Raw genomic sequence first — 24270 nt, forward strand, 5'->3', positions numbered from 1 at the left:
GCCGCAGTCCCACTGTAATCGGAGGTGTCTCACATGGGAGAGTCCAGAGGACGGGTTATCCAGTCATGGTCGCGGCAGGGTGTGGAACCACCGCCGCGCATCGTCGGCGGCGACGGCTGCCGATTCTTCGACGCCGCCGGACGGTCCTACCTCGACTTCGGCTCCCAACTCGTCAACGCCAACCTGGGCCACAGCCGCACCGAGGTCCAGGAAGCCGTGCAGAAGCAGGTGGCCACCGCGGCGACACTGGGCCGCCCGTGGGATATCGAGGTGGTCGACGAGTTGGCGGATCGCCTCGCCGAGGTCACGCCGGGTGACCTCAACTCATTCTTCTTCGCCTGCAGCGGAACCGAGGCGAACGAGGCCGCGATCCGGCTGGCCCGGGCCTACACCGGCCGCAGCAAAGTCATCGCGCGCTACCGCTCGTATCACGGCAGCACGGCGGGTGCCCTCACGCTGACCGGTGAACCGCGCCGGTGGGTCGGCGAACCCGGAATGCCGGGCGTAGTACGGATGCTCGACCCGTACACCTACCGCTGCCCGGCGGGCCATCCTGCACCGTGCCCGGTGTGTTCGGGCGCGCCGCACCTCAGGGAGCTGCTCCAGTACGAAGGCGCGGAGAATGTGGCGGCGGTGATCATCGAGCCCATCACCGGCATCAACGGCGTGATCGTCCCGCCCGAGGGTTACCTGCAGGCGATCCGCGAGGTGTGCACCGAACACGGCATCATGCTGATCTTCGACGAGGTGATGACCGGATTCGGCCGCACCGGAAGCTGGTTCGCCTGCGACCGCTGGGATGTCGTCCCCGATATCATCACCTGCGCAAAAGGTCTGACCGCCGGCTATCTGCCCCTCGCGGCTGTCGCCGTGAGCGACCGACTGTCCGGCTGGCTCCAGAACTCCGTCTTCCCCTACGGATTGACCCACAGCGCCCACCCTGTCGCTTGCGCGGCCGCGGTAGCCGCGTTGGGCGTCTACCAGAAAGAACGGCTCATCGAACGCGCAGACCGGCTGGGTCCGCTGATCGAGGCGGAACTGCGCAAGCTGGCCGAACGGCATCCGTCGATCGGCGACATTCGTGGCAGCGGCTGTTTCTGGGGCCTCGAGTTGGTCACCAATCGCGAGACCAAGGAACCGCTCGTGCCGTTCAACCCCGACAGCGCGGCCGCCGAGCCGATGACGCGGCTGACCGCCGAGGCCTTCCGTAAGGGCCTGTACCTGCTCACCCACTGGAACCTCATCCTGGTGTGCCCGCCGCTGATCATCGATGAAGCGGAGATCCGGGAAGGCATGGCGTTGTTGGATGAAGCCTTGTGCATTGCCGACGAATACGTCGTCAGCAACGGATGATGAGGTATGGCAGGCAAGGTTTCGATCGGTGAGCTCGTCGCGAAGACGGCGGCGGAGCGGCCGCTGGAATGCGCTGTAAGAGTCCGCGGCTTCAGCGCTGCCACCAGCGATGAGATCACCTGGCGGGCACTCGTGACGAGAATGCACGAGCGGGCCGAGGCATACCGCGAGAGTGGCCTGGGCGCGGGAGACGTTGTCGCGGTGGCACTTCCGCCGGGCATCGGTCACGTCGTGGTCACGCTGGCGCTGTGGGAGATGGGCGTCGCGGTGATCCCGGTGGACCACCGCTGGTCGGATGCGGCGAAGCGCGACATCGTCGAGCGCTATTCGCGAGGCTGGGTCGTCGAAGGAAGCGATCTGGACCTGATTTCCTATCATGAACGGGGAGAACGGCTCCCGGCAGATGGACTGCCGAGGTCGGTGTCGCTGTCCGGCGGCACCACCGGCGTGCCCAAACTCATCGTCAGAAACCGTCCGTGGGTGTATGCCGAGTCGGGACCGCTCAGCAGCAAGGAGCGCGAGCGGGGAATGGCCTACGGCCAGACCCAGATCGTCGGACTCCCGCTCTACCACGCCGGTTTCGGCGCGCTCTACCACGGACTCGCACTAGGCCACCGCATCGTCATCCCGGGCAACGCCTCGCCCAAACTGTTCCTCGAATTGCTCAAATCCGAACGGGTAGAGGTGTTTCGGACCGTGCCCGCGCAGCTGGGCACGCTCATCGAAGCATCCGGCATGGACAGCAGTTGGTTCGCCTCGCTCCAACTGGTCGTGCATACCGCCGCGAGGTGCCCGGAGCAGGTGAAACGCCGCTGGCTGGAACTGGTCGAGCCGACCAAGGTGTACGAGGAATACGGCAGCGTCGAACGGATCGGCGTCCTCAGCATCCGTGGCGACGAGTGGCTCGAGCATCCCGGCTCCGTCGGACGCCCGACGCACTGTTCGATTCGGATCTTGGACGAGTGCCGGCAGGAGGTGCCGGTAGGTACCACCGGCGAACTGTTCATGACCGACGAGAATGCCGGGCAGCCAACATATCTCGGCACCGGACCGAAACTCGCGGAGTCAGCCGGGCACTTCAGTGTCGGCGACCTCGCGTGGCAGGATGCCGAAGGCTACGTGACCTTCGTCGGACGCAAGGACGACGCCATCAACGTCGGCGGCGTCAAGGTCTTCCCTCGCGACATCGAGCGAGTCCTGGAACGCAATGCCGCCGTACGCGATGTCCGCGTCCGCGCGATGCCCGATCCCGCGCTCGGCGAGGTCGTTTATGCCCAGGTCAGCCTGAATAGTGGTGATGTCGAACAGGTCTCGGCCGAACTGTGGCGCAGTTGCCGCGCGGAGCTGACCAGAGCCCAGACGCCCCGGGCGATCGAGATCGTCGACGACGTGCACCGGACCCCGTCCGGCAAACTGCGGCGAAAGGACTGAGCATGCGGGACCGAATATGGGGCGTCGTCGGCCGCGTCTGCGGCACCGGCTACACCGAACCGACCGCGAACTTCTACGAACTCGGCGGCGACTCACTACTGGCCGGTGAGCTGATGTCGGCGCTGCGTGCGGAATTCGCCACCGAGCTCCCGATGAACCTCTTGTTCGAGGCGCCCGACATGGGCGCCTTCGTCAAAGACGCGGTGCTTCTCATCGATTCGTAGGCTCAGCGCGGCGGCTCGTAGCGGCCATCGATGGCGGTCCAGCCGCCATCGACATACAGCATCGTCCCGGTGACGAAACTGGACGCATCCGCCGCCAAAAAGGCGACCGCCCCGGCGATTTCGCTCGGCCGCGCCCACCGGCCGAGCGCACTCTTCGACGCGTACGCCTCCTGCCACTCCGGCACCGAGAAGATCGGGTCGGTCAGCGGAGTACGCACCACGCCGGGCGCGACCGCGTTCACCCGAACTCCGGCCGGTCCGAATTCCGCCGCTGCCCCGCGAATCAGCTGGAGCAGTGCCGCTTTTGTCGCCGCGTACACGGCCTGCCCGGGTTCCACGGTGATCGCCCGGATCGATGACATGCCGATGATCGAACCGCCCCCGCGCGCGACCATGCCCCTACCGAACGCTCGAAGAATGTGGAAGGCGCCGCGCAGGTTCAGGTCGACGACGGAGTCGAACTCCTCCACCGCGTAATCGAGCAGCCGCTTGCGGACGTTGCGCCCGGTGGTGAAGACGAGCACATCCAACTCCGGTAGCGCTGCGGCGGCCGCTTCGACGGCGTCCGCATCCCGCACATCCAACGGTATGGCTGTGGCGAGCCCGCCCAGCTTCGCGGTCTCCTCGGCCCGCTCGAGGTCGATGTCGGCACACACCACCTCGGCGCCGAGCGCCCCGAGCGCGAGCGCCGACTCGCGCCCGATACCGCTACCGGCGCCGATGACGAGGGCCCGTTTTCCTTCGAGCCGAAACAGCGTTTGATAGTTGGGATTGGCATCCGGTTCCGCAGTCATCGATTCGTCCTAACCTTGCTGTAGTGGGTAGGGGAGCGTGACGGTCTTGATGGTGCTCATCTCCCGGATCGAATAGGGGATGCCCTCGCGGCCGATACCGCTGGACTTCACGCCGCCGAACGGGATGTGCGGCGAATCGAAATGCGGTCCCGCATTGAGGTTTACGGCGCCGACCCGGAGCGCCTCGGCGATCTTGGTGAACTGGCCGACGTCGGCGGTGATCACGCCGGCCTGCAACCCGTACCGCGTCCCGTTGGCGACCCGGATCGCTTCCGCCGTGTCGGCGACGCGGATGACCGGTGCCACCGGACCGAATGTCTCCTCGACCACCAACTCGGCGTCGGCGGGCACCTGATCGAGCACGGCGGGCGTGATGAGCGAACCGTGCCGATCCCCGCCGTAGAGCAGTTTCGCGTCCGCGGCGACCGCGTCGGCGATCCGGCGTGCCACGGTGGCCGCCGCGTCCTCGCTGATGAGCGGCCCGACATCGGTCGCCGGATCGAGCGGATCGCCTGCCCGCTTGCGCCGAGCTTCCTCGACCAATCCCGCGACGAGATCATCGGCCACGTCGCCGACGACGATCACCCGCTTGATCCCGCGACAGGACTGTCCGGCCGTCGCGAAGGCGCCTTGGCCCGCCAATTGCACCGCGAGCCCGAGATCGGCATCGGGCAGCACGATCAGCGGATCGTTTCCACCCAGTTCCAGCAAGACCTTCTTGCCCGCCGCCGCCCGCGATACCGCCATTCCCGTGCTTACCGAGCCGGTGAAGGTGACCATGTCGACGTCCGGGTGACTGGCGAGCGCCGAGCCGATGACACCGGGCTCACCCGTTGTGACAACCAGGTTTTCGGGCGGAAACCCGGCTTCGAGCAGAATCTCGGCGAAGGCCAGGGCGGTAAGTGGAGTCTTCTCCGAGGGTTTCAGCACGACCGCGCAACCAGCGGCCACAGCCGGCGCCACCTTCACGACGACCTGATTGAGCGGCCGGTTGAACGGCGTGATCGCCGCGACGATCCCGATCGGCTCGAAGATGGTGAGCGCCAGCCGATCCTGGCCCGGCACGGGGATGCTCTCACCACGCAGCCGTTCGGTCTCGGTCGCGGCCACGACGAGGTTGGCGGCGGCCCGCTCGGTCTCCTTCCGCGTCTCGGCAATGCACACGCCGGATTCGCGAGAGATCAGCTCGGCCAGCTCGCCGGATCGCGCTCGAATCAGATCGGCTGTCGCACTGAGGATCGCGGCCCGCCGGTCCGCCCGCAGCGGTCGCCAGGCGGCGCGCAGGTTCCTTACCGCCTCGTCCATCTGGGTAACGGTGTCGCGCGCGACCACCCCGACGCTGTCCCCGGTCCAGGGGTTGTGCACGGTGAGTTGATCGAACGCGGGCTGTAATGCGCCGTCACGAAACATGATTCACGTCCTCGAGGTTCGTGTTCACGAAATCCCGGAACCGCCTCGCCACCTCCGACGGGCCGACCGAGGGGCGGCCCAGCTTCGCGATCGAGCCCGGGCGGATCATCAGATAGATGAACGTCGGCCCGCGCTCGACCTGCGCGGCTTTGACGGCGTCGGCGAATTCGGCAAGGTCGGCACAGTCGTACACGCGGGCATATCCGCAAGCCCGCGCCAAGGCGGGGAAGTCGACCTGTCCGGCCAGGCTCTGCTGCCCTCCGGTGGAGTCGTGAACTCTGTTGTCCAGCAACACATGTATCAGGTTGGACCCGCCGTGCGCACCGACTGTTGCCAGCGTGCCGAGCCGCATCAGTGCCGCCCCGTCGCCATCGATCACGACCACGGGTCGGGGAGTGTGCCGCGCAACGCCGAGTCCAACCGCGCTCGCCGAGCCCATCGCACCGACCAGATAGAAATGCTGCGGCCGGTCGGCCAGCACATACAGTTCACGGCTGGTTTTGCCGGTGGTGGATACGACAGCAGCCGAATCGACAAGCGACCCGACCAGGCACTCCAACGCCGCCATCCGGGCCGGCGCATCTCGATCCTTGCGCGAACGGCTGACCGTCGCAACCATCGGCGCAGGAAGCGGCGGCTCCGCCAGCTGCTCGGGATTCAGCACACCGTTACGCAGTATGAACGCGAAAGGCTGTTGCTCCCGGTCCATTTCGGCCCAACCAGCATCCAGGCACGCACCGAGTCGAGCGGTCTCATCCGGTACCACCGCATGACCGACCCGCATGAGATCCAACAGCCCGGGCATGATCGTCCCCATCAGCTCATGCTGGGGCTCGTCCGGGAACCCGGGCTCCCCGCGCCAGCTGACGATCAACGGAACCGGAATGCGCCCAGGGTAATTGAGCGACGTCAACGGATTGACCATGTTGCCGAGCCCGGAATTCTGCGCGATGACACACGCGGTGGCACCGGCCAGCCAACAGCCCGCGGCGATCGCCACCGCCTCACCCTCGTGCGTCACCGGCAGGTACCGCGCGGCAGACCCGGACGCCGCCCTGTTGATCAGCGGGGTCAGGTACGAACACGGCACGCCGACAACATCGACTACACCCCGCCCGACCAGCCCGGTGAGCAGTTCGTCGGCGTCGATCACGATTCCACCCACTTCTTCGCCAACGCCGTGTAGTGCGCCTCATCGACCTCCAGGTCCTGATAACCCATGAGCGCGAACACTTCCGCCAGCGAGGCGATACTCGGCTCCACCGTCGCCGCCCCGTCGACGAGCAGCGCCCGGCACACCTCCCGCATCGCCGCCACCGCCGCCCGCATGGCCTGGTTGGCCCAGATCACCGCGCCGATGCCCAATTCGGCGAACGTCTCCTTGGGGACGGTGTGATAGGTGGTCGGCGCGATCACCAACGGCAGCCGAGCCGCCCATTCCCTGGTGAACTCGGCGATCTCATCGATGGTTCGTTGCCGCGAGTGGATGAAGATGGCATCGGCGCCCGCTTGCCGATACGCCTCGGCCCGCCGCAGCGCCTCGGCCATCCCCGCGCCCGCGATCAGCGCCTCGGTCCGGGCCACGAGCACGAACTCGGCGTCCACCTTGTCCCGGCAGGCCGCGATCTTGGTGCACATCTCACCGATCGGCGCCAGCGGATGACTGTCCCCGAAATAGGAGTTCATCTTGGGAAAGACCTTGTCCTCCATACAGATCCCCGCCGCACCGATCTGCTGGGCCCGCGCGGCGACCCGCCGCGCGGTGTTGAAATTGCCGTACCCGGTGTCGGCATCGACGAGCACCGGCACCCCGCCGCCCTCGACCACCCGCGCGGTGAGATCGAGCAGTTCGCCCCAGGACACCTCGTCGCTGTCCCGGGCGCCGAGCGCGGTCGACATGCACAAGCCGGACGCCCATATCCCGGTGAACCCGGCCTGCGCCGCGATGCGGGCGCTGAGGCCGTCGTGCGCCCCCATGAGGTAGCACGGCTCGGGTTCGGCCAGCAGCTTGCGCAACCGCAGACCGGCCGCGAACTCCGCCGGTGATCCTGTCTGAACAGGGAAGTTCTCTATCACGCGCACTGCCTCTCGGATCAGGTCACTCTGCCTTCGGCGGGCGGTGGCCCGCCGGCCAGAACGTTGACAACACCCTCGGCGATCCGGCGTCGGCAGCTGAGCTCGGATTCCACCGAGAGGAACGCGCGGTGCGACGACACCACCACGTCGTCCCGGGTCAGCAGCTTGCGGGCGGTCGGATCGTCGTTGGGATCCTCGGGCGTGAACACGTCCGAGGCGAAACCGCCCAGCCGACCCGAGTCGAGCGCGTCGAGCACGGCGGCCGGGGCGACCAGCCGACCTCTGGCGGTGTTGACGAGGAAGGCGCCGGGCCGGACGTCGGCCAGTGCCGTGGCATCGATGAGCCGGTCGGTCTCGTCGGTAAGGGCCGCGTGGATCACGACCGCGTCTGCGACAGAGAACAATTCGGCGAGATCAGTGGCGGCGGTGACGCCGTACCCGGCCATGAGATCGGCCGACACGTACGGGTCGTAGGCGATGATCTTCTGGTAGAACGCCTGCAGCTTCCGAGCGGTGGCCCGGCCGATCCGGCCGAATCCGATGATGCCTGCGGTACGCGTCCCCACCCGCCGCGGCACCCCGCCCGCGTGGATGTTCCACTGGCCGGACTTGACCAGGCGGTCCTGCGTGCAGACGCGGCGTTCCAACGCGAGCAGCAGGGCGAGGGTGTGGGTGCTGACCTCGTCGACGCAGTAGTCGGGAACGTTGAACGAAACGATGCCGGTGCCTGCTAGCAGCGGGGCATTGAGGTTGTCGATGCCGACTCCGCTACGGGCGATGACCCGGCAGGTCGGCTCGACCGCTTCCAAGAGCTCCGGGGTGACCTGGCAGCGGTAGATCACCAATGCGTCGGCACCGCGCACGTGATCGTGAAAGTCCTGACCGGACACCAGGTATCGACCGTCGAACAGCCCTAAGCGCAGGTCGATCTCGTTGCCGAAGACCGCTCGTTCGATGTCGGCCCGTGCGAGATCCGGTCGGCCCGAATCATCAAGGGCCCAGGCAGGATCGGTGTAGACGACGCGCAATCTTTGCTCCCCTGGTGACGCGAAGTGGATCTCAAGAGTCGTAACCCCAGCCGCGGTTGTCGCGGCGGCCGCGCCGCAAAGTGGACACCGCGGCATAGGTATTGGTCAGCTCGTACAGGTCTAGGTAACCGAGATGTCGTCCGGAACCCAGCTTGATCAGCGCACCTTCGCCGGACCACCGGTGGGACACGAAGGGGGCCACCCAGGCCGACGCGTCGACCTCCAACTCGGCGTGTTCTTCTCGGCCGTCGGCGCCGGTCCAGTGCAGCGTCGGCGTTCCGGCGGTCACGAGGTAATGCGACTCGGCGGGTTCGGACAGGCCCGTGCCGTTGTCACCGTTCACGCGCAGGAAAAGTCCGGTGAGGTCGGGCAGGTGCGGGGCGGAGGCCATCGACGTGACCTGATAGCCCTGGAAGTTTCGTGTCTCCGCGCGACAGTCCTCGATGTCCTTGAACGTCTTGCCCACCGCGTCGTGCCTGCTCGCGGGACGGATCAGCAGCCGGTAGTCGAACCCGAGCGTCGTCCCGAGCGCACGCAACACCTCGACAGTGCCCTCGTCGAGCGCCGCGACCAGATCGGTTTCGGGCACGCCCAGCTTTGCCGCGGCCGACTCGATGGTGTGGCCGCGACGGGCAAGCAGCAGGGTGGCCACCTTCTGCGGGGTCAGGGTTTCGTCGAGCCAGCCGAGCATTGCCTTCGCGGCGGGATCGGACCAGTCGTTGACGTCTTCCATGAGCCCGGCCAGTGCGGATTGACCTGTGTAGGAGACGATTCGGGCCGGGACGTCGGAGGCCAGCGAGTAGCTGTGTGGGCAGTAGGACGGTTCGACGTAGGAGTCGCCGACGATCCAATCGTCCGATCCGGCGTTGGCATGGATCACCTGCCAGGTCGCCTCGGTGAGCTCCTCGCCCCATCGCCCGTGAATATCGCCGGGACCGAGATTGATGGTGATCGCGGGTTCCAGATGGCCATTGTTCAAGGCGGGCATGCGATCGGCGGGACACAGAATGTCGAGAATGACCGGCGCGACCGCGCCCTGGGGTGCCGCCATTGTGTAGTAGTTGTAGAAATGAATGCCGTCGCGCTGAATGGCACGCCGGGTGTCGCGCAGTTCCTGCGCGGTGCGGACCAGCACGGTCAGCTCGGATCGGCCGCTGGCGATCAGCTGTTCGGGCGTGATCTGCAGCGTGCGAGCCAGCGCGTCGGCGATCTCGTCGGGCCAATCGTCGGCACTGGCGAGCAACTTTTCCAGTTGCGCGTGGTCGATGCCGACGGTTTCGGCTACCTGTCCGGTCGTCACCTTCCTGGTGTTCAGCCAGTGCATGACCTTGTAATTGTCAACGCGCATAATCCCTCTCCGCGGTCCCGGCCAACAGGCGCGTCAGGGCCGCCACATCCACGCGGCGGGGATTGTTGCCCGCGCGATCGTAAGCGAGTGCTTCGGTGGCGATCCGGGTTGCGTCGTGGCGAATGTCGGGGGCCGGTGGCAGCGCGGGTGAGCGGGCCAGCTCCTCGATCTTGCGGGCCAACGCCTCGACGCTGTCCGTGCCCGCTGCCTGCACCACCCGGGTGATGGCGCCGCGCACGCGCAGGGCGCCGCGCGGGTCGGTGCAGTCGTCGCCGACGAGCGCGTTGTATCGCAGCACCGAACCCAGCGTGAGTCCGCACGCGTGGCCGTGGCTGAGTCCGTGGCGCAGGGTCAAGGAGTACGACATCGCATGGCACACAGTGGTTCCCGCGATGGCGATGGCTCGTCCGGCGAGGTGTCCGGCGAGCAGCGCGGCGTGGCGTTCGGTCGAGCCCAGGTTGTCGGATGGCCGGTTGAGCAGCTCGGCCGACAGGGCCCAGGCGGTGGCGCCCAGCCATTCGGACTGTTCGTCGGCGCGGATCGACCACGCGCCCTCCAGGCCCTGCGCGAGGGTGTCCAGCAGGCAGCTGACGAAATGCGCTTCGGGAAGGCCGATGAGCAGATCCGGGTCGAGCACAGCGGTTACCGGCAGCAGGGCGGGCCCGTGGAGGGAGAGCTTGCGGCCTTGATCCCGGTGCCAGATGGTGGCGAACGGTGTCGCCTCAGCGCCGGTTCCTGGAGTTGTCGGTAGCGCGATGACCGGTGGAACGCCCTCGGCGTGCGTCTCTTCTTCGCAGGCACGCACCACCGACTCGGGGGTGGGATCAGGCGTGATCGACAGCGCCGCAGCGGCTTTGCCCGCATCCATGACACTGCCACCGCCCACCGTGACGACCACGTCGGCGCGATGCGCCCGCACCTGGCGAGCCAGCTCCGCCACGGATTCCGGTGTCGGCAAACCTGACTGGATCACCAGGCGCAGCGGAAATGCCCGCAGTGCCGCCAGCAGCGGTTCGGACCAGCTACGGACCGCGAAACCGCTACCCGCGATCACGATCACGCGCGGGGCCGTCGTCCCCGCCGCGGCGGTCACCACCTCGGTGGCGACCTCGGCGGCATGCACCCCGACCATCGTGTGAGGCGAGCCCAGCAGCACGGTGCTGCGCCGAACATCGGCGGCATCCATCGGACCACCTGCCTCCATCGAGATCCCAGTGACTACCGCATGGCACCTCGATACCGACGCCGGCAGCACGTCGGGCAACCTTCGTCGGCCGGCATACCGGCCCACGAAACAGGCGGTCCCGATGATCTCCCCCCGGAGCTCGGACGCGGTGTTTTGCGTGAATACACGGTACCGTAGGCCCGGTGAATATCGGCGAATATCAGAGTTCGTCGTTTTCCCCGGGCCCCTGGGGTCATAGCAACACGCACGGCGCCGAAGGTGTGACAGATGACTGATGGCTACCGCGCGCAGGTGTCCCGAAACCAGTTGAGGTTCGCGACAATTGCGCAGTCGTATGCGAGCGGGCAGGCCCGTCGCCTCGACGGGGAACTGCTGGCCGAGATGCTGCGCCCGTTGGCTTTCGAGCGGGTCCTGGACGTGGCCACCGGAACCGGTGCCGCGGCCGCCGTCGCGGCGAAAGTCGGTGTGCGCGCCACGATCGTCGGCGTCGACTCGTCGGTCGAGATGCTTCGGCAGGCGCGCGCCAATGCCGATGGGCGCCAGGCGAATCTGGTCGTCGCCCTCATCGAGGAGCTGCCCTTCCCGGACGGCACCTTCGATCTCGTCATGTGCACACGCGCGCTGCACCACGTTGAACGACCGGACATCGTCGTCGCCGAAATGGCGCGGGTGGTGCGACCGGGCGGGCAGGTCATCGTCGCGGACAACGTCACCGGGCTGTCCGGTGCCGCGCACGACCGGTTCGAGGAGATCCAGCGGGTCCGAGACCCGGGGCACGCCACGACGCTGTCCGAGAGCCAGCTCATCGAACTGTTGCGCGCCAACGCCTTGGACGTGGCCGAATGCCACCGAACCACCAGTTTCCGGCCGCTGGACGAATGGCTCGACGACGGCGGCGCGGGGGCGGCCGAAGCGGGCGAGATCCGGCGACAGTTATTGGCGCTCGGGCAGATTGACGACGGCGACACCTTCGGGACGAGCGTCGTCACGGAGGCGGGCGAGGTGCGTGGACTCCGGCAGGCGATGTCGTGGATCAGGGCGGAACGAAGCGGCGCGATATAGCACGCGACACCAGCGGGCGTCGTAGCATGGACAGACTTGACGCCTGGGGGTCACACAGTGGACATCTCTTCGCTGGATGCCGGAATAGACGAGCGGGAACTCATCGAGTTCACCCAGCAGCTCGTGCGGACCCACACGCTGCACGAGGAGGGCAGAGGCGAGCGCGCCGTCGCGGCCTTCCTGCTCGACAAGATCAGTGACTGGGGCTGGAGTGCCGAGCTCTTCGACGCCGGTGGCCGCCCGAATATCGTGGTGACCCTGACCGGCGGCGGTGGCGACGGCCCGACGCTGGCCTTCGAGGGGCATATGGACGTGGTGGCCGAGGGCGATCTCGGCCAGTGGACCGTCGACCCCTACGGCGGGGAGATCCGCGACGGGAAGCTCTACGGACGAGGTTCGGCCGACATGAAATCGGGTGTCGCGGCAATGCTGTACGGGACGAGGGCATTGCAGCTGGCCGGTCCGTTCCCCGGCCGGGTTCGGCTGCTCCTGCTGGCCGACGAAGAGGGAATGATGACGGGGGCCAAGACCGCGGTGGCCAACGGATTCGTCCGGGACGTCGACGGGGTGATCTGCTGCGAGCCCGAAGGCGATGAGGTGTGTCCGATCTCGAAGGGCGCGATCCGGCTCCGAGTGGATTTCACGGGCGTGATGAGTCACGGCGCGATGCCGTGGCAGGGCCGGAATACGTTGCCCGCCTTGGCCCGTGTGCTGCTCGGCCTGGAAACCCTCGAAAGCGCGTTGATCCAGGAAGTGGGCAACCAGCCGCCGCTCGGTGCTCCCTCCATTACGCCGACGGTGGTGCGGGCGGGGACTGCGGACCAGATGAACACGATCACCGGGACGAGCGCGCTCTACCTGGATGTGCGCACCGTGCCCGGGGTGGACCACGAGACGTTGCTGAAGCGGATCGGCGAGTGTGTCGATACCGCGGTGCGCGAGTGTGCGATCGGCTCGGTGGTGACGGTGATCGACGATCGCCCGTGGGTCGAAACAGGCTCGGACACACCACTTGTCACCGCGCTGGTCCGAGCGCACGAGGTCGTCAACGGCGTTCGGCCCAGCCTCGGCGGCGTGCCAGGCACCACCGACGGCACCATCCTGACCCATTTCGGGGAAGTCCCGAGTGTGGTGTACGGGCCAGGGGGAAAGTGGATCGCGCACATGGCCGACGAGTGGGTGGCGGTGCGTGACTTGAAGCGCTATGCCTTGACGTATGCCGTTGCGGCACATGACTTCCTCCATCAAGGTTCGCGATGGTGAGCCTGCCGGGGGAGACCAGGCTGCCCTTGACGCCGGGGCAGCATCTGCTGGATTTCCTGGAGTCGATTCGGCCCGGTGGCGCGGCGGAGGCGTTCAATATCTCGTTCCGGCTGACGATCGACGGGCCGCTCGACCGGGATCGGTTGTTCGACGCGATCACCCAGTGCGTCGAGCGACATGAGGCGCTGCGCACCGCGATAGTCCGTGGTCGGGGAATGGCCGAGCAGGTCATCGGTTCCACCGTCGAACCCGCGTTGACGGTGACACCTACCTCATCGCGGACCTGGGACGAGCCTGAAATCGAAAGGGTGCTGGTCGAATACAACAACGCGCCGTTCGACCTCGCGCATCCGCCGTTGCTGCGCGTGCTGCTGCTCGAGAACGCGGCGGCGCAGCGGCGACTGCTCCAGGTGACGGTGCACCACAGCGTGTCCGACGCATGGTCGCTGGAGGTGCTGAAGCGCGATATCGGGCGGTTCTATCGCGCCGGGCTGGAACCGAAACCCGCGCCGCCCGAGGTGAATTACCGGCAGATCGTCGTAGCTGAGCTGGCCGCACTGGAAACACCAGAGGCGGACGCGGCCCGTGCCTTTTGGCCGGATTACGTTGGCTCCCTGGAGATATTGCAGATATCCGGAGCGGTGGACGCGCAAGATCATCAGGCGACCACGTCCCGTGGCGATCGTGGCTTGACGGCACCGGAAATCGCCGCGGTACGCGCACTGTCCGGCAAGCTCCGGGTGACGCCGTTCATGGTGATCGCCGCGGCCTACGGCCTCACCCTGGGCCACCTCGGTCGCTGCGACGCGTACCTGATGCCCACCTTCAGCCACGGTCGGCGCGATCCGCGGTTCCATCAGTCGGTGGCCATGCTTTTCAATCCCTTCATGCTCGAGTTCCGGTGGTCGCCGGAGCAGTCGTTCGCCGATCTCGTCGCGTCGTTCAAGCAGAGCTGCTTGAAGGCCTACCGATTCCAGTGGTATCCCTTCATCGAGGTGCTCGAGGTTTGCCCGGAACTGTCTGTCGCGATGATCGATCCGAACAGCGCGCTTTTTCCGGTGCAGATGCTGAATGTGCCGAAGACCGAGGTCGGTGCGGCGTTGTTCGGCCCCGATTGCGTGGCAGCGGATTACGCGCTGCACCGGACGTCGGTGGGGAATGTGCTCCCGATCGACGGCCTGCTCACGATCAAGGCAGCCCAGGAGGCGATGGCGATGACTTTCAATGCGGCACAGCGGTTATGGAACGACGAACTTGCCGCCGCTATGTGCGCGACGATCATCGACTTATGCGTCGAGGCTGCGCGGGATCCCGGTGTTCCGCTTCGGCAGCTGGCCGGCGCCATCGACCGCCGCTTCGACAGCACTGTGTGGAGCCTCTGATGGGCTCGAGAGTGGCCGTCGTCGACGGCGCGAACGGATATGTCGCCAGCAATACGATCTGCGAGCTGCTCAAACGCGGCGTCCGGGTGAAAGCCCTTGCCAGAGGGGCGCGAACCCGGGTTCCCGAGGCGCTCGACTCGGCCACTGTCAACGAGGGGGAGACGCCACCCGACCTCACCGATCTCGAGACCTATGACTGCGAATTGACCCAGGAGTATCTGGGCATCGATGACTTCGAGGCAGCGACGATCTTCTCGGAGCCCTGCGATTTCTGGCATTTCGCGGCCGCGGTCGACCTTTCGCCGAATCGGCCCGCCCTTCTCCAGGACGTGAATACCAAGGGAACCGAGCGGGCACTGCGGCTGTTCGTCGAACGCTCCCTGCCGGGCTCCCGATTCTTTCTGATCAGCACCGCCTACGTCGGCGGCGTCTCGGACAAGCCCACCGAGGAGAACTGGCTGCCGGTTACCGAAGACACCCGGTTCCGGACGGTGTACGAGGAGACCAAACGCGGCGGTGAACTGGTTTTCCGCGATTTCGTGCAGGAGTACGGCGTCAGCGGCGCGGTATTCCGGCTCGGACAGGTCGTGGGCTCGTCCAAAACCGCGCACACCACCTCGGATTTCGGCATCTACAACTTCATGACGAATATGCAGCGGGTAGCGCGACGCTTCCCCGGTGGAGACGCCGCGGTCCAAATAGGCGAGGACGCGACACTCAACCTCGTCCCGATCGACACAACCGTGGCGTGGCTGCTGGCCCTGGCCGAGGTCGACGACCTACCGCGGATCGTCAACCTGACCGACCGCGTCGGCGTCCCGGCGGCGGAAACGATCGAAATGATCGGCACCGGCCTCGGCATGAGACTGCGCCCCGTCGCGCCACAGAACTGGGACGACGGCACCCTCTCGGTACTCGACAGAGCGGTCGCCACCCGCATGGCGTACACCGGAAAGTATCTGCTGGAACGCATCGAGTTCGACCGCCGCAACCTGGAATCGGCCATCCAGGTCCCAGACGCCGTCTGCGACCTCGCCCTCGTCGAACGCCTGATCACCTGGTACCTGAAGTAGGTGCCGGGCGCTGATCGCACGCTACGCAGACCGGGGGATTGCGCAGTGATCTGGATCACAATTTGGTGACGATGGGGCCGATTCCACCTGAAACCTTTCCATACGCTTTGCGAAGTCTTTACTATTAGCCAGACCTTCGCGTCAACCGGGTCGCCGCTCTCGAGCGGCTGAGTCATGCCCGCCGCTCGCTTTCGATGCCAGTACATGTTCCACCGATGAACCGGGACGGTCCACGTCCGCCCGGCGAAGGAGAAATATGTCCACCGACACCGATTCCGCACCACGGACTTCGTTGCGTAAGCCCGCTTTCAGTCTTGCCGGTATCGGCCGCCACGACCTACCCGCCTCCATCGTGGTTTTCCTTGTCGCGCTACCGCTTTCCCTCGGCGTCGCGGTCGCCTCCGGCGCACCCGTCGCCGCGGGATTGATCGCGGCGGCGGTCGGCGGGGTGGTCGCGGGGCTGGTCGGCGGTTCGGCAGTGCAGGTGACCGGGCCGACTGCCAGCCTCACCGTGGTCGTCGCCGCGAGCGTGCACCAATTCGGCTGGGCCGCGACGTGTTTCATCACCGTCGGGGCCGGGGCGTTGCAGATCCTGTTCGGGCTGAGCCGGATCGCGCGGGGCGCGTTGGCGATCGCGCCGGTGGTGGTGCACGCGATGCTGGCCGGCATCGGCGTGATCATCGCGCTGCAGCAGGTGCATGTGCTGCTCGGCGGCACGTCGCTGAGCTCGTCGTTCGACAGCCTGGTTCAGCTGCCGCATCAGCTGATGTCGGTGCATCGCGGCGACCTGCTGATCGGCGTGGTGGTGATCGTCATCCTGATCGCCTGGAAGTTCGTGCCGCGCCAGGTCCGGGTGGTGCCGGGGCCGCTGGTCGCGGTGGTGATCGCGACACTGCTGTCACTGGTGCTGCCGACCCATGTCGAGCGGCTGGTGCTGAACGGCTCGCTGTTCGACTCGATCGGCCTGCCGAGCGTCCCCTCGGGCAGTTGGACCGCGATCGCGATCACCGTGGTGACCATCGCCCTCATCGGCAGCGTCGAGACCCTGCTCTCGGCGGTCGCGGTGGACAAGCTGCGCCCGGGCGTCTCGACCGACCTCGATCGCGAACTGATCGGGCAGGGCTCGGCCAACATGGTGTCCGGCCTGCTCGGCGGGCTGCCGGTCGCAGCGGTGATCGTGCGCAGCATCACCAACGCGCAGGCGGGTGCGCAGTCCAGGGCGGCGACGGTGCTGCACGGCGTCTGGGTGCTGCTGTTCGCGGTGGCGCTGGCGGGGCTGGTGCAGCAGATTCCGAAGGCGGCGCTGGCGGGACTGCTCATTCTGATCGGTGTGCAACTGGTGAAGTTGGCGCACATCCGCCTGGCTCGGCGCACCGGTGACCTCTACGTGTACATCGCGACGGTACTCAGCGTGGTGTTCCTGAACCTGTTGGTGGGCATGGTGATCGGGCTCGCGCTGTCGTTCGCGCTGCTGCTGTGGCGGGTGGTCCGGGTGACCATCATCGCCGAACCGGTGGCGAGCGCGCGGCGCTGGGTGGTCACTATCGACGGCACCTGCACCTTCCTCGCGCTGCCGAAGCTGTCTGCGGAACTCGCCAAAGTGCCTGCGGGCGTTGAGGTCACCGTGGAGATGACGGTCGACTTCCTCGATCACGCCGCCTCCGAGCGGATCACCGAATGGGCCACGCATCACGAATCCGAGGGCGGCACGGTCGAATTCGTGGAGATCGGCAGCGCGCGCATGGCGGGCGCGATGGCGGGCCCGCCCGAGCGGGGCAATTCCAGGCAGGTCATCGACCAGGCGATCAGCCCGTGGCGGCGCACCGGTATCCGCGAGGATCCGATCGTGGCGGGCATCGCGGCCTACCACCGCGGGCACGCGCATCTGATGCGCCCGCACCTGGACGGCCTGCGGCACCGGCCCGACGCCGATTCGTTCTTCCTCACCTGCGCCGACGCCCGCATCGTCCCGAATGTCATCACCAACAGCGGCCCCGGTGACCTGTTCACCGTCCGCAATGTCGGCAACCTGGTTCCCACCGCGGGCAGTGACGTCTCGGTCGAGGCCGCGCTGATCTACGCACTCGAGAAGCTGGACGTGCGCGCGGTCGTCGTGTGCGGTCATTCCGGCTGCGGTGCGATGGAGGCGCTGTATCGCGAGGTCCGGACCGGTTCGGGCCTGGGTGACTGGCTGGCCCACGCTCGTCCGAGCCTCGACCGGTTCCGCCTCGGGCACCCGGTCGCCACGGCGGCCGCGCTGGCGGGATTCGGCGAGGTCGACCAGCTGGGCATGGTGAATGTGGCGCTGCAATTGGAGACGTTGCACGCGCACCCGGCCGTGCGGCAGGGGATCGAGGAGCGCGGCGTCGCGGTGTCGGGACTGTTCTTCGATATCGCCACCGCCAGGGTCATCGAGGTGACCGTGGACGGAATCGCGGAATTCGACGATGAGGGCCGCCGTGTTGCCGCGGAGCCGGTTTAACCGCCGCGACGGTCCGGGCGCCCGCTGGGCGCGGCCCCTGGCAGGGGTGTTAACGCGTAATTAGCATCGTTCTCAGGCTTTGCTAAGTCTTTACTAATAGCCTGACTTCGGTTTACCACTCGACCCACTGGTGCGTCGAGTACTGCTTCACCGCGAGATGCCGGTTCGCGGTCGTGTGCCCTGCTGGACATGTTGATCGTCAACCGACCTCGGCCGATGCGGCCGAGTTCGGCGAAGGAGATAGTCATGCCTGTCGAAAACGATGTGGCCCCACCGATAACACCCCCTGTCTCGGCGGACTCGGGTCACGGTTCCAGACCCCTGTCCGATCGTCTGCAATCGATCCTCCGCCACGATGTGCCCGCTTCCATCGTGGTCTTCCTGGTCGCGTTGCCGCTGTCCCTCGGCATCGCCGTCGCCTCCGGCGCGCCCGTCGCCGCCGGTCTCATCGCCGCCGTGGTTGGTGGCATCGTCGCCGGTCTGTTAGGCGGCTCCATTCTTCAGGTGAGTGGCCCCGCCGCGGGACTCACCGTCGTCGTTGCCGAGTCCATCAACCAATTCGGTTGGAAAACAACCTGTTTCATCGCCGCCGCGGCCGGTGTGCTGCAGATCCTGTTCGGGCTGAGCCGAATTGCCCGAGCCGCGCTGGCCGTCGCGCCGGTGGTCGTGCACGCGATGCTGGCCGGTATCGGCATCACCATTGCGCTGCAACAGATTCACGTGCTGCTCGGCGGTTCGTCGCACAGCTCGGCGTGGAAGAACCTCACCCAGCTGCCCGACCAGCTGATGTCGCTGCACGGCGGCGACGCGTTCATCGGCGCGGTGGTGATCGCCATCATGCTGGGCTGGAAGTACATGCCCGCCAAGCTGCGCGTGATCCCCGGCCCGCTGGTCGCGGTGTTCGCGGGCACCGTGCTGGCCATGGTGCTGCCGACCGGTGCCGAGCGAATCGTGTTGAACGGCTCGCTGTTCGACGCGATCGGTCTGCCGGAGCTGCCGAGCGGTGACTGGTCGGCGGTGGTCCTGATGGTCATCACCATCGCGTTGATCGCCAGCGTGGAGAGCCTGCTCTCCGCGGTGGCGGTGGACAAGATGCACTCGGGTCAGCGCACCAATTTCGATCGCGAGCTGATCGGTCAGGGCTCGGCCAACGTGCTGTCCGGCCTGATCGGTGGGCTGCCGGTCACCGGCGTGATCGTGCGCAGCGCCACCAACGTGCAGGCAGGGGCGCGCAGTCGCGCGTCGGCGGTGCTGCACGGTGTCTGGATCCTGGTGTTCTCGGTGGCGTTGGCCGCTGTGGTGCAACAGATTCCGAAGGCCGCGCTGGCCGGACTGCTGATCGTGATCGGCATGCAGCTGGTGAAGCTCGCGCACATCCGGCTGGCCCGACGCACCGGTGATCTGCTCGTCTATGCCGTCACCGTGGTGTCGGTGGTGTTCCTGAATCTGCTGGAGGGCGTGCTGATCGGCCTCGCGCTGGCCTTCGGCCTGCTGCTGTGGCGGGTGGTGCGAGTTGCCATCAGCGCCAGGCAGATTCCGGGTTCGCAGCGGTGGATGATCACCATCGACGGCTCCTGCACGTTCCTCGCGCTGCCGAAGCTCTCGACGGAATTCGCGAAGGTGCCCGCGGACGCCGACGTCACCGTCGAGATGACCGTCGACTTCCTCGACCACGCCGCCTTCGAAGCCATCGAGGACTGGGTGCGGCAGCAGGAAAGCAACGGCGGCAGTGTCGATTTCGTGGAAATCGGCAGCGCCAGAATGGCGTTCGCGACGGCAGGCCCGCCGTCGCGCAGCTTCGGGCGCGCGGTGTGGACCGACATCCTCGGGCCGTGGCGGCGCGACGAGCACGCCGACCCGATCGCGGCAGGCGTGGCCGCCTACCACCGCAGTCACGCGCACGTCGTGCGGCCGCACCTGGACGAGCTGCGGGACAGTCAGGATCCGGATTCGTTCTTCCTGACCTGTGCGGACTCGCGGATCGTGCCGAACATGATCACCAACAGCGGGCCGGGTGACCTGTTCACCGTGCGCAATGTGGGCAACCTGGTGCCCGCCGTCGGGGATCCGTCGGTGGACGCGGCGCTCGTCTTCGCCCTGGAAGAGCTGAACGTCCGGTCCATCGTGGTCTGCGGTCACTCGTCGTGCGGCGCGATGAAGGCCCTGCATTCGGGTGCGCAGGCCGGTCCGGAGATCGACAAGTGGCTCGCGCACGCCCATCCGAGCCTGGACCGGGTCCGGCGCGGACATCCGGTGGCGATCGCCGCCGCCCGGGCCGGATTCGGCGAGGTGGACCAGCTGAGCATGGTGAATGTGGCCGTGCAGCTGGAAAACCTGCAGCGGCATCCCGCGGTGCGCGCGGCCGTCGCCGAGCGCGGTGTGACGGTGTCGGGTCTGTTCTTCGATATCGCCAGCGCGCGCGTCATCGAGGTCACCGAGGACGGATTCGCGCACATCGAGGACGAGGCGGGGCATCGGGTCACCCCCGAGCTGGTCTGATGGACGACCGTAGCGCCCGCCCGAACCGTTTTCGGGCAGGCGCTACGGCTGTGACCTGGGCCGGACCGGTCGGTCTCGTACGCTGGAACAGGTGACGGCCGAGCTGGAAACAAGATCGACACAGTCGGGCTGGCGCGCCTTCGAGGCCCGCATTGCCGCGCGACCTACGCTGAACCGCTCCTATGGGATGGTCGGCAGCTGGATCGGAGTCGAGTGGCAATGGTTACGCAGTCCCCTGAAATGGTGAATACGGTTCCCGGGCGCACGTTGACGCAGCCGGACTGGCTGGCGGCGCGGATCGCCGAGATGGGGCATTCGTGGGGGACCACCTCACCGCGCATCGCGGGCACGCTGTGGTGGTGCATGGTCGCCTCCGCGCTGGTCGAGCAGATCGCGCGGGCGTACGCGCGCGACGAGCGGGCCGTCGAGCCGGTGCTCGATCACTTCGACTGCGAGGTTCGTCCTGACGGCGGCGTGGAACGTATCCATGTGCTGGCCGAGCCCGATGAAGCCGCCGAGCCGGGCACGGCACTGCGGGAAACCCTTGCGGCCGTGATCGGTCCGGTCGCCGAGGTCTCCGGCGCGGGCGTGCCGTCGCTGTGGGCGATCGTCGCCGATGCCGTGGGTAACCGCGCCCTCGACGCGGGGTCCCCAGCGGCGGGTACGCAACTGGCGACTCGGATCGGCGGCAAGCTCCCCATACCGCGCTTCGTCGAGGTCGGCGGGCGGACGTTCGTCAAACGGATCTCCTGCTGCCTGGTCTACGAGGTGCCCAGCTGCGAGATGTGCACGAGCTGCCCGAAACGTCCTGCTGCCGAACGCGAGACCCTGCTGGCCGACCTGGCGGAGCGCGAAAAGTAGAACCCCTGAATACGCGGAGTGGCCGACAAGCCGGGTGAGCGCGTGCACGTTGGTGTGGTCGTGCCGATAGCATGGTCGCGCCGGGGTACGCGCGTGTCCTGGCCATGATCCGCGAGGACGTCCTCGCACCCGAGAAACTCCAAGGAGAGCACCGCCGTGACCACCTCAGCCCGCACCACCCCTGCCGCCCTCGTCCGGGTGCCGGCCGGGACGACGGCGGGTGCCGCGGTGCGCGAGGCCGGACTGCCGACCAAGGGACCGGACACCATCGTCGTCGTGCGCGACGCCGAGGGCCTCAAGGACCTGTCCTGGATCCCGGACACCGACGTCGAGGTGGAGGCGGTCGCCGCCGACACCGAGGACGGCCGCAGTGTCATCCGGCATTCCGCCGCGCACGTGCTGGCCCAGGCGGTGCAGCAGGAGTTCCCGGAGGCCAAGCTCGGCATCGGCCCGCCGATCAAGGACGGCTTCTACTACGACTTCCAGGTCGACAAGCCGTTCACCCCGGAGGATCTGGCCAAGCTGGAATCCAGGATGAAGAAGATCGTCAAAGGCGCGCAACGCTTTTCGCGTCGGGTGATCGAGGTCGAGGACGCCCGCGTCGAGCTGGCCAAGGAGCCGTTCAAGCTGGAGCTGATCAGCGACAAGTCCGGCATCGACGATCCCGAGGTGATGGAGGTCGGCGGCAAAGAGCTGACCATCTACGACAACCTCGATCCCCGCACCGGTGAACGCCTCTGGGGCGACCTGTGTCGCGGCCCGCACATCCCGACCACCAAGTTCATTCCCGCGTTCAAGCTGACCCGCAGCTCGGCCGCCTACTGGCGCGGCGATCAGAACCGCGAGGACCTGCAGCGCATCTACGGCACCGCCTGGGAATCCACCGAGGCGCTGGAAGAGCACCTGCATCTGCTCGCCGAGGCCGAGCGCCGTGATCACCGCAAGCTCGGGCTGGAACTGGACCTGTTCAGCTTCCCGGACGAGCTCGGCTCCGGCCTGCCGGTGTTCCATCCCAAGGGCGGCATCATCCGCAAGGAGATGGAGGAGTACTCGCGGCGCAGGCATGTGTCCGCGGGCTACGAGTTCGTCAACACCCCGCACATCACCAAGGGACACCTGTTCGAGGTCTCCGGCCACCTGGACTGGTACCAGGACGGCATGTTCCCGGCGATGCACCTGGACGCGGAGCTGAACGAGGACGGCACCGTTCGCAAGCCCGGCCAGGACTACTACGTCAAGCCGATGAACTGCCCGATGCACAACCTGATCTTCCGGGCCCGTGGCCGGTCGTACCGGGAACTGCCGTTGCGGCTGTTCGAATTCGGCTCGGTCTACCGCTACGAGAAGTCCGGCGTGGTGCACGGCCTGACCCGGGTGCGCGGCATGACCCAGGATGACGCGCACATCTACTGCACCAAAGAGCAGATGCACGCCGAGCTCACCAGCACCCTGCAGTTCGTGCTCGCGCTGCTGAAGGACTACGGCCTCGACGACTTCTACCTGGAGCTGTCGACCAAGGACCCGGTCAAGTTCGTCGGCTCGGACGAGCTGTGGGAAGAGGCGACCGAGACCCTGGCCAAGGTGGCCGAGGCCTCCGGGCTCGAGCTGGTGCCGGATCCGGGCGGCGCCGCGTTCTACGGGCCGAAGATCTCCGTGCAGGTCAAGGACGCGCTCGGGCGGACCTGGCAGATGTCGACCATCCAGCTGGACTTCAACCTGCCGGAACGGTTCAACCTGGAATACACCGCCAACGACGGCACCAAGCAGCGGCCGGTGATGATCCACCGCGCGCTGTTCGGTTCCATCGAACGGTTCTTCGGCGTTCTCACCGAGCACTACGCAGGCGCCTTCCCGGCCTGGCTTTCGCCGGTGCAGGCGGTCGGCATCCCGGTCGCGGAAGCCTTTGCGCCGCACCTGGACCGGGTGATCGAGCGGCTGCGGGACGCGGGCGTGCGCGCGCAGGTCGACCGCAGCGACGACCGGATGCAGAAGAAGATCTTCAACAACACCGCGCAGAAGGTGCCGTTCATGCTGCTCGCCGGTGAGCGGGACGTGGCCGCCGACGCGGTGAGCTTCCGGTTCCGCGACGGCACGCAGGTCAACGGCGTGCCGGTCGCCGACGCGGTGGCCACCGTTGTGCAATGGATCGCGAATCGGGAGAACGCTTCGCCGACCGCGGAAGGCTTCGAGATCAAGGGTGCGGAATGACTGAGCGCGCGGCGCCGGATGGACTTACCGAGCTGAACGACGCCGCGGCACAGGGCAGCATCGTCGACCGGGGCGCGGGCGAACCCGATCGGCTGCAACGACTGTGGACGCCGTACCGGATGTCCTACATCGCCGAGGCCGCCTCGACCGATCCCACCGCGACCGGGCATCCGTTCACCGACATCCCGAAGATGTCCGACGAGGACGGTCTGGTCATCGCCCGCGGCGAACTGGTGTACGCGGTGCTGAACCTGTACCCGTACAACCCCGGTCACATGATGGTGGTGCCCTACCGCAGGGTCGCCAACCTCGAGGACCTCACGGTCGCCGAGGGCGCGGAGCTGATGGCGTTCACCCAGCAGGCCATCCGGGTGATGAAGCGGGTGTCGCAGCCGCACGGTTTCAACGTCGGCCTGAATCTCGGTGGCGTGGCGGGTGGTTCGCTCGCCGATCACCTGCATCAGCACATCGTCCCGCGCTGGGGCGGCGACGCGAACTTCATCACCGTCGTCGGCGGCGCGAAGGTCATGCCACAGCTGCTGCGCGAGACGAGGGCGCTGCTGTCGGCAGCCTGGAAGGAAGTCGACTAG

19 protein-coding genes are annotated in these 24270 nt (G+C 67.0%); 12 read left to right on the plus strand and 7 right to left on the minus strand.

All coding sequences use genetic code 11. The features are described from left to right. Positions 1 to 33 precede the first annotated feature (33 nt). Genes ABZ942_RS04950 through ABZ942_RS04960 form a run of 3 tightly spaced genes read left to right on the plus strand, consistent with a single transcriptional unit; the run spans position 34 to position 3008 of the window. A complete protein-coding gene (locus ABZ942_RS04950; RefSeq protein WP_357379110.1) occupies positions 34 to 1353 on the plus strand; it encodes an aminotransferase class III-fold pyridoxal phosphate-dependent enzyme in 1320 nt (439 codons plus the stop codon). Positions 1354 to 1359: 6 nt separating this feature from the next. Then, positions 1360 to 2784 carry an AMP-binding protein gene (locus tag ABZ942_RS04955; RefSeq protein WP_357379112.1) on the plus strand — a complete coding sequence of 475 codons (1425 nt, stop codon included), beginning with the start codon at positions 1360 to 1362 and terminating at the stop codon, positions 2782 to 2784. A gap of 2 nt (positions 2785 to 2786) precedes the next feature. Further along, the gene (locus tag ABZ942_RS04960) at positions 2787 to 3008 is read left to right on the plus strand and encodes a phosphopantetheine-binding protein (protein WP_357379114.1); all 222 of its coding nucleotides are present in this window, start codon (positions 2787 to 2789) and stop codon (positions 3006 to 3008) included. Positions 3009 to 3010: 2 nt separating this feature from the next. Here the strand turns inward: ABZ942_RS04960 and ABZ942_RS04965 are convergent, their stop codons facing one another. Genes ABZ942_RS04965 through ABZ942_RS04995 form a run of 7 tightly spaced genes read right to left on the minus strand, consistent with a single transcriptional unit; the run spans position 3011 to position 10850 of the window. Next, positions 3011 to 3802: an SDR family oxidoreductase gene (locus tag ABZ942_RS04965; protein ID WP_357379116.1), complete on the minus strand. Its 792-nt coding sequence runs from the start codon at positions 3800 to 3802 to the stop codon at positions 3011 to 3013. 9 nt (positions 3803 to 3811) lie between these two features. Next, complete coding sequence (locus ABZ942_RS04970) at positions 3812 to 5212, minus strand: aldehyde dehydrogenase family protein (RefSeq protein ID WP_357379118.1); 1401 nt, start codon at positions 5210 to 5212, stop codon at positions 3812 to 3814. Further along, positions 5202 to 6365, minus strand: a complete 1164-nt coding sequence (aepY, locus tag ABZ942_RS04975) for a phosphonopyruvate decarboxylase (RefSeq protein WP_357379120.1) — start codon at positions 6363 to 6365, stop codon at positions 5202 to 5204. Before aepY ends, ABZ942_RS04970 begins: the two co-directional genes overlap by 11 nt. Next, positions 6362 to 7288 (minus strand): isocitrate lyase/phosphoenolpyruvate mutase family protein, encoded by a 927-nt coding sequence (locus ABZ942_RS04980; protein WP_357379122.1) that lies wholly within the window; start codon positions 7286 to 7288, stop codon positions 6362 to 6364. The genes aepY and ABZ942_RS04980 overlap by 4 nt, the downstream gene beginning before the upstream one ends. A gap of 17 nt (positions 7289 to 7305) precedes the next feature. Next, the gene (locus tag ABZ942_RS04985) at positions 7306 to 8316 is read right to left on the minus strand and encodes a C-terminal binding protein (RefSeq protein WP_357379124.1); all 1011 of its coding nucleotides are present in this window, start codon (positions 8314 to 8316) and stop codon (positions 7306 to 7308) included. Between the two features lie 31 nt (positions 8317 to 8347). After that, a complete protein-coding gene (locus tag ABZ942_RS04990) occupies positions 8348 to 9664 on the minus strand; it encodes a histidine kinase (protein ID WP_357379126.1) in 1317 nt (438 codons plus the stop codon). Beyond that, the gene (locus ABZ942_RS04995; RefSeq protein WP_357379128.1) at positions 9654 to 10850 is read right to left on the minus strand and encodes an iron-containing alcohol dehydrogenase; all 1197 of its coding nucleotides are present in this window, start codon (positions 10848 to 10850) and stop codon (positions 9654 to 9656) included. The genes ABZ942_RS04990 and ABZ942_RS04995 overlap by 11 nt, the downstream gene beginning before the upstream one ends. A gap of 267 nt (positions 10851 to 11117) precedes the next feature. Between ABZ942_RS04995 and ABZ942_RS05000 the strand changes: the two genes are divergently transcribed. The 9 genes from ABZ942_RS05000 to ABZ942_RS05040 all read left to right on the plus strand — a co-directional run bounded on the left by ABZ942_RS05000 (position 11118) and on the right by ABZ942_RS05040 (position 24270). Continuing rightward, entirely contained in the window at positions 11118 to 11912 is a 795-nt protein-coding gene (locus tag ABZ942_RS05000) for a class I SAM-dependent methyltransferase (protein ID WP_357379130.1), read from the plus strand. Between the two features lie 57 nt (positions 11913 to 11969). Then, on the plus strand, positions 11970 to 13175 hold the full coding sequence (locus ABZ942_RS05005; protein ID WP_357379132.1) for a M20 family metallopeptidase: 1206 nt from the start codon (positions 11970 to 11972) through the stop codon (positions 13173 to 13175). Next, positions 13169 to 14557, plus strand: coding sequence for a condensation domain-containing protein (locus ABZ942_RS05010; RefSeq protein WP_357379134.1), 1389 nt, complete (start codon positions 13169 to 13171; stop codon positions 14555 to 14557). Before ABZ942_RS05005 ends, ABZ942_RS05010 begins: the two co-directional genes overlap by 7 nt. Then, positions 14557 to 15630: an SDR family oxidoreductase gene (locus tag ABZ942_RS05015; RefSeq protein ID WP_357379135.1), complete on the plus strand. Its 1074-nt coding sequence runs from the start codon at positions 14557 to 14559 to the stop codon at positions 15628 to 15630. The genes ABZ942_RS05010 and ABZ942_RS05015 overlap by 1 nt, the downstream gene beginning before the upstream one ends. Before the next feature lie 256 nt (positions 15631 to 15886). After that, positions 15887 to 18112: a bifunctional SulP family inorganic anion transporter/carbonic anhydrase gene (locus ABZ942_RS05020; RefSeq protein ID WP_357379137.1), complete on the plus strand. Its 2226-nt coding sequence runs from the start codon at positions 15887 to 15889 to the stop codon at positions 18110 to 18112. A 246-nt stretch (positions 18113 to 18358) separates the two neighbouring features. Then, the gene (locus tag ABZ942_RS05025) at positions 18359 to 20611 is read left to right on the plus strand and encodes a bifunctional SulP family inorganic anion transporter/carbonic anhydrase (protein WP_357379139.1); all 2253 of its coding nucleotides are present in this window, start codon (positions 18359 to 18361) and stop codon (positions 20609 to 20611) included. Between the two features lie 240 nt (positions 20612 to 20851). Then, complete coding sequence (locus ABZ942_RS05030; protein WP_357379398.1) at positions 20852 to 21472, plus strand: (2Fe-2S)-binding protein; 621 nt, start codon at positions 20852 to 20854, stop codon at positions 21470 to 21472. Between the two features lie 156 nt (positions 21473 to 21628). Next, complete coding sequence (gene thrS / locus ABZ942_RS05035) at positions 21629 to 23680, plus strand: threonine--tRNA ligase (protein ID WP_357379141.1); 2052 nt, start codon at positions 21629 to 21631, stop codon at positions 23678 to 23680. Continuing rightward, positions 23677 to 24270 (plus strand): HIT domain-containing protein, encoded by a 594-nt coding sequence (locus tag ABZ942_RS05040; protein ID WP_357379143.1) that lies wholly within the window; start codon positions 23677 to 23679, stop codon positions 24268 to 24270. Before thrS ends, ABZ942_RS05040 begins: the two co-directional genes overlap by 4 nt.

Origin of the sequence: Nocardia sp. NPDC046473 (assembly GCF_040645995.1) — a bacterium.
Lineage (GTDB): Bacteria > Actinomycetota > Actinomycetes > Mycobacteriales > Mycobacteriaceae > Nocardia.

Excerpts from the sequence above, each read along its gene's own strand:
- ABZ942_RS04950 (WP_357379110.1), top strand. The coding sequence starts at position 34 with ATGGGAGAGTCCAGAGGACGGGTTATCCAGTCATGGTCGCGGCAGGGT.
- ABZ942_RS04955 (WP_357379112.1), top strand. The coding sequence starts at position 1,360 with ATGGCAGGCAAGGTTTCGATCGGTGAGCTCGTCGCGAAGACGGCGGCG.
- ABZ942_RS04960 (WP_357379114.1), top strand. The coding sequence starts at position 2,787 with ATGCGGGACCGAATATGGGGCGTCGTCGGCCGCGTCTGCGGCACCGGC.
- ABZ942_RS04965 (WP_357379116.1), bottom strand. The coding sequence starts at position 3,802 with ATGACTGCGGAACCGGATGCCAATCCCAACTATCAAACGCTGTTTCGG.
- ABZ942_RS04970 (WP_357379118.1), bottom strand. The coding sequence starts at position 5,212 with ATGTTTCGTGACGGCGCATTACAGCCCGCGTTCGATCAACTCACCGTG.
- ABZ942_RS04990 (WP_357379126.1), bottom strand. The coding sequence starts at position 9,664 with ATGCGCGTTGACAATTACAAGGTCATGCACTGGCTGAACACCAGGAAG.
- ABZ942_RS04995 (WP_357379128.1), bottom strand. The coding sequence starts at position 10,850 with ATGGATGCCGCCGATGTTCGGCGCAGCACCGTGCTGCTGGGCTCGCCT.
- ABZ942_RS05000 (WP_357379130.1), top strand. The coding sequence starts at position 11,118 with ATGACTGATGGCTACCGCGCGCAGGTGTCCCGAAACCAGTTGAGGTTC.
- ABZ942_RS05010 (WP_357379134.1), top strand. The coding sequence starts at position 13,169 with ATGGTGAGCCTGCCGGGGGAGACCAGGCTGCCCTTGACGCCGGGGCAG.
- ABZ942_RS05015 (WP_357379135.1), top strand. The coding sequence starts at position 14,557 with ATGGGCTCGAGAGTGGCCGTCGTCGACGGCGCGAACGGATATGTCGCC.
- ABZ942_RS05020 (WP_357379137.1), top strand. The coding sequence starts at position 15,887 with ATGTCCACCGACACCGATTCCGCACCACGGACTTCGTTGCGTAAGCCC.
- ABZ942_RS05025 (WP_357379139.1), top strand. The coding sequence starts at position 18,359 with ATGCCTGTCGAAAACGATGTGGCCCCACCGATAACACCCCCTGTCTCG.
- ABZ942_RS05030 (WP_357379398.1), top strand. The coding sequence starts at position 20,852 with ATGGTGAATACGGTTCCCGGGCGCACGTTGACGCAGCCGGACTGGCTG.
- ABZ942_RS05040 (WP_357379143.1), top strand. The coding sequence starts at position 23,677 with ATGACTGAGCGCGCGGCGCCGGATGGACTTACCGAGCTGAACGACGCC.